8 protein-coding genes are annotated in these 8,409 nt (G+C 39.1%); 6 read left to right on the top strand and 2 right to left on the bottom strand.

Annotation, left to right across the window (positions count from 1 at the left end; genetic code table 11):
* A partial coding sequence (locus tag LAY57_RS34185; RefSeq protein ID WP_249071699.1) for a tyrosine-type recombinase/integrase occupies positions 1 to 408 on the top strand: 408 nt, incomplete at its 5' end.
* On the opposite strand, the gene LAY57_RS34180 is transcribed toward LAY57_RS34185, so the two are convergent.
* Complete coding sequence (locus tag LAY57_RS34180) at positions 372 to 731, bottom strand: NfeD family protein (protein WP_249071698.1); 360 nt, start codon at positions 729 to 731, stop codon at positions 372 to 374. The genes LAY57_RS34185 and LAY57_RS34180 overlap by 37 nt on opposite strands.
* Before the next feature lie 185 nt (positions 732 to 916).
* Positions 917 to 1,600, bottom strand: coding sequence for a hypothetical protein (locus LAY57_RS34175; protein ID WP_249071696.1), 684 nt, complete (start codon positions 1,598 to 1,600; stop codon positions 917 to 919).
* A 339-nt stretch (positions 1,601 to 1,939) separates the two neighbouring features.
* On the opposite strand from LAY57_RS34175, the gene LAY57_RS34170 reads away from it, so the two are divergent.
* The 5 genes from LAY57_RS34170 to LAY57_RS34150 all read left to right on the top strand — a co-directional run.
* Positions 1,940 to 3,616, top strand: a complete 1,677-nt coding sequence (locus LAY57_RS34170) for an NB-ARC domain-containing protein (RefSeq protein ID WP_249071695.1) — start codon at positions 1,940 to 1,942, stop codon at positions 3,614 to 3,616.
* A gap of 44 nt (positions 3,617 to 3,660) precedes the next feature.
* The gene (locus LAY57_RS34165; RefSeq protein ID WP_249071692.1) at positions 3,661 to 4,014 is read left to right on the top strand and encodes a 4-Cys prefix domain-containing protein; all 354 of its coding nucleotides are present in this window, start codon (positions 3,661 to 3,663) and stop codon (positions 4,012 to 4,014) included.
* Positions 4,015 to 4,030: 16 nt separating this feature from the next.
* Positions 4,031 to 5,347, top strand: a complete 1,317-nt coding sequence (locus LAY57_RS34160; protein WP_249071690.1) for a serine/threonine-protein kinase — start codon at positions 4,031 to 4,033, stop codon at positions 5,345 to 5,347.
* 931 nt (positions 5,348 to 6,278) lie between these two features.
* A complete protein-coding gene (locus LAY57_RS34155; protein ID WP_249071688.1) occupies positions 6,279 to 8,132 on the top strand; it encodes a trypsin-like peptidase domain-containing protein in 1,854 nt (617 codons plus the stop codon).
* 50 nt (positions 8,133 to 8,182) lie between these two features.
* Positions 8,183 to 8,409: pentapeptide repeat-containing protein (locus LAY57_RS34150; RefSeq protein WP_249071686.1), on the top strand; the 227-nt coding region annotated here is incomplete at its 3' end.

The following is an 8,409-nucleotide window of genomic DNA, read 5'->3' as shown; positions in this document are numbered from 1 at the left end:
CATATCTCTTGTTTTTCAAAAAGTTCAATTTTTCATCCCCAAATCAGCTTCTTAAATCAGTTTGTGAGAAATGCGGGAATACCGACTCATCCCCACCTGGTTAAATTGCTCGATGCCTACCGTCCCCAAAGCGGTAAAATATACCTGTTTCCCGGTCGGCACGGTCGAGGACACATTAACCCCAGAGCGGCGGCTTTGATTTTGAAACAAGCCTGTGAAAGAGTAGGGTTAACTGGTGTCAGTACCCATAGCTTCAGACGCACAGCACTCACATCCTTATCGAGTACAGGAATCACGTTACAAACACTCCAGGCAATTTCAGGACTTGAAAGCGTGGCGGCGCTTCAGAAATACTTGGACAAGAAAGAAGTTCAGTTATCAGATGCGATCGCATCGCTGAAGTTTTGACTTTCCGCTGTATCGGGGAGTGTTGAAAAACTTGGTGATAAAACTGGTTCAACCAATAAAGTAATGCCACATCTGCCTGTCACATAAACAATCTCCCCCGGTATCAGACTAACTTCCTTTACGCATATCGCAGGCCACCAAGACCCTTGAAAGCCGACTCGACCTCTCTTTTGAGGTTGTATTGTCTGCTCTACAACTGCTCTTTTCTCCAGTAACTCTTCGAGGTTTAGGTCAAAAGCACTGCTTCCTAGAGTAGGATTTTCTCTGGGCTGGACTTTATTAGATCCAAAAGCATCAAACAGTTTGAATAGAGTAATGTTCATTGAGTATAACCCACTTTGAGGATAGAAATAATCTAACATAACCAATAGAAAATAGTTCGCAATGGTCATTGGAACTAGATTGTGAAATTCATTGTTATAAGCCACTAATTCAAGGTTTATTATTGGAACCCTTTGTTAATTGTCTATCTTGTTACCTAATCATTTAGGCAGCGCTTAATCTTACTTCAGCCCAATTTGCTACCATAAACTGACTGTAAAGCCCTGACGAAATCATCTGCCTCTTGGTTATTTCCATCTGATTCAGCAAAATACTTGTTAGCTAATCTGGAAATTCGAGGGATGGTGTACGAACAAACCGGAAACCGTCCGGCAGGACAATTATCACAGAGAGGTTTAGAATGTCTCGATCTAATTTTTAGTGTTAAATGCCAAACAATATAAAATTCCGTAATAAATCCCAATCTTAAAATTAACCCAACTATTGACCAGGGAGTTAACCAAAGACCAGCATAAACCAGAAAAACAACAGCCATACCCAAACAAAACCTAGCCCCTATCTTGTATGGTTTAAACTGAATTTTAATTTGCAAAATCGCTGGTATGTAAAGGCAAATGCCAACAAATAGTAAAACGTAAAAAGGTAGGGCAGTCAGAAATTTCAAATGCGGAAGCAACAACAGCCCAGCCCCTATTCCGCAGGTCATCATAGAGCAGCCTAAACATACGGGCATTTTTCCCAACCAAATCAGGTGATTGTGGTAATATGAGCAAGCGGGATGATGAGCTAAAAGCGGTACTCTTTCCAGATTATATGTAAAATCTGAAAAAGCCTTGTTAATGGGCAATTTATCTGGTTGATTATTGCCTAAAAGGACAAAAGGGGAATTAATTTTATCAAAGCAACTCATGCCGATTTCTTAAAAATTAATACAACGGTTGGTACAGCTTGATTGCAACAATTCGGCCTTGCCGATGGATAAGCAGTGACAAGTTCCCAGTTTTGTTGACCAAGTGCATTACACTCAGTATTAACTTTTTCCCAATCAACTACTCTAACGTTGTACTCGTATCTCATAGGGCTCTAACCGCAAAGTTGCTTACGTCCTAATTGGGTATGTAGATAGCTTAACCAGACTGCTAGTGAAAAAGTTCACAACAGCCGTTGGGAATTTGGTTGTGAACTTGATTGTTAACTTGGGTGCGATCGGCTACGATGCCAATAGGGTACTTAACTATAACTTCCGGTAATGGCATCTTCCTGTAATACTCCCTCCGAAGAATTTTCTGAAACTGGCCAAAGTTGGGACTTGGAAAGGTTGTACGCAGATTTGGCTTTTGCCAAGAAATTCTGGGCACCTCACACCAGAAAGGGACTGAGCGATACTGAAAAGGAGCATTTGCGAGGTTTGCTCTGCGGCTATAATCCCGATCAAATTGCGGGAAAGCTGCAAAAAAACGCTGCTGGAGTTAGATCAGCATTGACTAACACCATATATCGGTATGTTGAAACTCTGACAAAACGACCCGACAATAGCTTAAGCAGCTGGCAAGATGTAGTTGAGTGGCTGGCCGCTGAGTATAAAATTACGCCTTCTCATCCAGCTTCCCGGCAGAAAGCAGATTGGAACGGCGTGACAGATATTTGTAATTTCTACGGACGGCGAGAAGAACTGACGACATTAGAAGAATGGATGGTGGGAGATAACAGCCATCTGGTAGCCATTTTCGGTATGGGGGGAATTGGTAAAACGAGCCTGGCGATACGTGCAGCCAAACAGTTACAGGATAAATTTGAGTACGTTATTTGGCGAAGCCTCCACAATGCGCCACCTATTGAACAGTTGCTAGCAGATTTAATTCAATTTCTGTCTAACCAGCAGGAACCTAATTTACCAATTACTGCTGCTAGTGGCATTGAGCAGGTGATGGAGTATTTGCGATCGCGTCGCTGTCTGCTCATCCTAGATGAGTGGGAAGCAATTTTTGCTAGTGGAGAAGTAGCCGGAATATATGCAGAGGGATATGAGGAATATAGCCAACTAATCAAAAAGATTGGTAAAGAAAACCATCAAAGCTGTTTGCTCTTAACCAGCCGCGAATCACCCAAGGAAATGGATTTATTAAAAGAAGATAGTTTTCTAGTAAAAACTTTACAGCTAAAAGGTTTAATACCAGCAGAAGCAAGAGAAATTCTATCTAACAAGCATTTAACTGACTCGCAACGATGGGGAGAACTTATAGAGCTATATCGCGGTAATCCTTTAGCTTTATTAATGATTTCTTGTAGGATTAAAACTATTTTTAATGGAAGTGTTTCCCAATTTCTGTCTCGAAATACTATATTGCTAGACGAGAATCTAGAAGGAATTTTAGAACAGCAAGTCGAGCGTTTACCCATTCTAGAAAAAGAGATATTATACTGGTTAGCAATTGAACGCAAACCAGTTTTATTATCTAAATTACGCAACAATATACTATTACCCATGAGCGAATCAGAATCTATCGGAGCTTTAAATTCTTTAGAAAATCGTTCGCTCATTGAAAACAGAGTCGAGGCAGAAACAACGCTTTTCACGCTCCAACCCACTTTGATGAGGTATATAATCAAACAAGTAACAGAAGAAATATATCACGAAATTCGATCAGCAATTGGCAAGCAAACAACAGATAATTTAGAAATGTTGAGGAATTTGGCGATCGTCACCGAAGAAAATCAAGAAAGCGAAGTTTATCGTATGCAATCTCGCCTTATTGTAGCACCAATTAGAGATAAATTAATTGCATTTTTTAGAAGCGATCGCAAGCTAGTTATTCATCTGAACGAAATGCTCTCTATGCTGGCAGAGAAATCGGCGTTAGAAGTCGGTTATGCTGTTGCTAACGTGCAAAATCTACTGAACATACTGCCAAAACTGGATTCATAACGCTATGATTTGACTAATAACCCCTAAGTGTGCAGCCAGCAGTTATGAGCTACTACTGTATCAATCCGAACTGCGGACAACGCGAAAACCCTGAGAACTTAAGGTTTTGCCAAACCTGCGGTACTTCATTGTTCATTAACGATCGATATCGGTTGATCGCACCCCTACGAGAACTGCACGAAAATTATTTAAGTGAAGTATTTGAAGTAGAAGATTGGGAGAGTGACGGGGTAGATTCGGAAACCGTAAAGATTTTAAAGGTTTTAAAACCTACTAATAATCGCACTCTTATCCGGTTGTTTCGGCAAGAAGTAAGGGTTTTGATGTCTCTAAAACATCCGGGGATTCCTAAAATAGAACCGGATGGATACTTTACTTTTTCCCTTAATAAAAGTTAAATTACACTGCCTAATAATGGAGAAAGTAGAGGGGGTAAATTTAGAGCAGTGGGTAGAGGATAATAGCTCAATTTCCGAAGAATTAGCAATTAATTGGTTGCAACAAATCGCAGAAATTTTGGCTTTGGTACACCAAAAAGGATTTTACCATCGGGATATTAAGCCATCGAATATTATGCTAAAACCTGATGGTAAATTGGTATTAATTGACTTTGGCGCGGTCAGGGAGATTTCACCCACTTTATTAGGAAAAATTGAAAGCCGAAATGTCACACAAGTTGTTTCAAAAGGCTATACAGCACCGGAACAAATTCAAGGACAAGCAATTCCAAAATCAGATTTATTTTCCTTGGGACGTACCTTTGTTTATTTACTAACAGGAATTTCACCTACAGAATTGGAAGACTCCGAAACGAAGCACTTGATTGCTTGGAGAGAATGCTGTACTGGTATTTCAGAACCGTTGGCGGATTTGATCGATCGGCTGATAGCTACCTCGTCGCAAAATCGACCTCGAAATCCGCAAGACATTTTGAAATGGATAACCCAGATTCAGTTGGATGACGGAACTAAAATTAAAGAAAATTTACTAGAAGTAACTGCAATCGTTAACGAAAGAATTAGGGAAAACATATTATTTCGTCTGGGTAGAGCCAGTAAATTTAAATTTGGGTTGGCAGCATTGTCATTCTTAGGTTTTATCTCTTTTCGATTAGCTGCGCCTCAACTTGCTATTTCTTTCAACGATCGCGCTTATGATAATTATGTAGCTGATAAATTAGATAAGGCTCAAGTTAATATCAGCTTGGCACTCATGCTTAATCCGAATTTAGGCGAAGCTCATTATATCCAAGGACGACTTTTTGATGCTCGGCAAGATTTTTACACCGCTCGCTTGGAATACGAGAAAGCGATGGAAAGTGTACCGGATAAAGTATACAGCAGTTTAGGGAGATTGGAGATTATAGGAGGACATTATGCCGATGCGATCGCCCGACTGGAAAAAGGCTTGCAGTTAGTCAAGGAGGTAGATTCAAAATCTGCTTTGCACAAGAATATGGGTTGGGCATTATTGAAGCTAGGAAATAACGAACAAGCCTATACCCAACTGCAAAAAGCGATCGCACTAAATAGCGATCGCCCCTCTGCTTACTGCCTGTTAGCACAGGTACTAGAAGCCCAAGGTAATAAGGTAGGGGCGCTAGGCGCATGGAAAAGTTGCCTTCATAAATATGCTCCTATTGACAAACCCCTACCAGAAGTAAAAGACTGGACTGCCCAGGCAGAGCAACGTTTAGCGCCTCAAGCCGCTCAAGTTTTCGATCAAAAATAACGTTTAGGTGCATAAAAACTGTGGATAGCCTCCGATAGTTCAACAGAGGGAGGCAGAACCTTAAAGCTCGCAACTTCCGTTCTGCCCACCTCAGCATCCTGTTGAAATAAAATCGGAGTCAGAAATGCACAAACGACTTTCCTTATTAGAAATTGTACTAATTCCTCTGGCTATTGCCAACTTGGTCAGCATCATCTACTTGGAACCAAAAAATAATTCTGCGGTAGCAGCGCCCAATGCCGAAATTGTAAAGTCCGCAACCGCAAGCCCAAAGTGCCAATGCCCGAAGACACCCCCTGCTAACTGATACGATAAGGCTAGGGTACGTTATGCGATCTCCTGATTAATTTGGGGATAATATCTTAGACCCTAATCAATCGTAACCCAAAAAAGGAGATGTTTTTTAGGATACACAAATAGAAAACATCTTCTTTTTGTCCTACCTTCTATGATACAACTAAATTCGCTCGAATCTCAATTTGGTGAATGAAAAGGAAACTTGTTTTTATCACCCTAAGTCTAGGGCAATTGTATTACTTGCTACTAAAAAAATGATATTGGGTCTGTAAGCATTGAAGCTGTTTATGGGAGGTTTAGCCTAAATTGCTGCATAATCCTTGCCATTGGCATCGATACATCAATATATGTTAAGCAAGCTTAAAAAATTGTAGCTATCTGTGGTGTAGCTATACTTTTTGGGGAATACTGGAAGTATCCCTTTTTACTCCCGTTAAATACCTATCCCTGATTCAGATGAAGCATTGGAGGCACGAAATACAATTTACATCATCTGTGGAAAATTCATCAAAACGGTGTTTTTGCAAAAATCTAGCAGCGATAAGCTTATCTTATCAAAAGCTTAAACCTTAACTACCAAAGTTTCGCATATCATTTAAATAAAAAATCTCTAGTTATTGACCAGGGAAATGCAATGGGTAAATTAGTTGTAATTGAGATACAAAATAGTGATTTTGAGCAAGGTTTTCAAGTCATAATTATAATCGGAGAATGTGGTCGTAACCTTGGCGACGCTGAAGGCAATTTGCCAGATAATCCAGAGCTTTTTAATCTTTATAAGGAATGGCAGAAGTCTTATAAATCCCATCAAGCTAATTTTGAAAGGCATAAGCTAGAACCGATAAACAAAAAAGATTCTAATATTTCTTCATTTGATGTAAATGATAAAAGCGATAAACTGAAACAACAACTAAATCAATGGTTAGATTCTCCCGACTTCGGCGTAATCGAAAAGCTTTTCAAGCAGAAATTAAACGAATCAGAACAAATTCTTGTGATAGTTCGCACCGATAAAACAGAATTGCAGGAATTGCCCTGGCATTTGTGGTACATATTCGAGCATTACACAAATGCAGATGTGGCTCTTTGTCCAACTGTGAACAATTCTTCTACCCGGCAATGGAAATTATCAAATCATCCAGATAAAATTAGAGTATTAGCAGCCTTTGGTCAAGAAACAGAGAATGCTTTAAAAATAGATACAAAAACAAATTACGAGTTGTTAAAAAAATGTTTGTGTGATGTTAAAAAAACCATAGATATAGTTCCTATATTTATTTCAGATACCGAAAATTTGGGCTTTCGTTTGAGAGAAGAGAAAGCAGATATATTTTACTACGCGGGTCACAGTTGCAGCAAAAAAAATAGAAAAGGTGGTGAAATCGATGGAAAAAATATCAGGAATCTTACTAAAGCATTTAAAGAAGCAGTGGACAAAGGTTTAAAACTAGCTATTTTTAATTCTTGTGAAGGGTTAGGGATAGCAAATCAGCTATTAAAAGAATCACATATTCCCCACGTTGTTGTTATGCGGGAACCAATACAAGATAAGGTAGCTCATACTTTTTTAAAGTATTTTATTCAAAAATTTACTGAAGGAGACCCTTTACATTTAGCGTTAAAAAAAGCAAGAGAAAGGTTACACGATTTAGAGGAGGAACATCCTGGTGCTTCTTGGCTGCCAGTAATATTTCAACATTCAACTGAAGTTCCTTCTAATTGGTACAATTTTCAAACAACTTGGATCAAACATTATTTAGGAAAAATTTGCATAGGCGCGGCAGGATTGATTATCCTGAGTGGGATGATGGGAGTGATGGCATTACGTAAGCAAGCACCCCTCGATCAAATTGCGAAAAATAATACCGTTTCAATTAACGGTAAAAATCAAGGATCGGCAGTTATTTTCGCCAAAAAAGGTAAAACTTACTATGTTCTTACTGCTAAAAGTATAGTTAACCCTAAAGATAAATACAAGATTGTTACGGTAGACGGTAATGAACATATTGCCGCGATTGATACTAAAATTAACAAAAAAATATCAGGTATAGACTTAGTTATTTTACAGTTTGATAGCGATGAAAGCTACAGTATCGCTCGTTTAGGAAATTCTGATACAGCAAGGGAAGGTACAGCAGTTTTTCTTTCAGGCTGGTCAGAAATTGATGGCAGCGGGGAACAATCATATCATTTTATTGAGGGAGAAATTGCTAGTCGGCCTAAAACATTACTCAATGGCTATAGCTTGATTTATGGTAGTAATAGCCGTGAAGGAATGATTGGTGGCCCTCTAATAGATACACATGGCTGCGTAATTGGCATTCATGCTCTACGGGAAACTGAAGCTATACGAAATTTTGAATCTGCTCAAATCGGTCTTGTAAACAATGGGTTTAACCAAGGCATTTCAATGAAAAAGATTTTAGAAAAAATTTCTGAGCAAGACCTAGAAAAGGATTTAGGAAAAATGGATAAGGATTGTAAGTAAAAAGGATTATTTTATGCTCCAGAAAAGTACCAGATAGAAATTCAAAAGATATGCCTCAAAACTTCTCACAAGACTTTTCAAATCAAAATCTCCAAGGGCGCTTTTTTCAGGGGCAAAACCTGGCAGGCGCGAACTTTTCACGCTCAAATATCCAAGGAGCAAACTTTGCTAATGCTATTCTCACAAATGCAAACTTCAGCTATACTTTGCACGGTCATAGACCGTGCTTTTCAGAAAGCCAAAATTCTGGTAAAATATTTCTAGTAAAAATCCAGCA

Source organism: Argonema antarcticum A004/B2 (assembly GCF_023333585.1).
Classification (GTDB): domain Bacteria; phylum Cyanobacteriota; class Cyanobacteriia; order Cyanobacteriales; family Aerosakkonemataceae; genus Argonema; species Argonema antarcticum.
The sequence above is the reverse complement of the archived record's forward strand: the minus strand, read 5'-3'. Positions and strand labels throughout refer to the sequence as shown.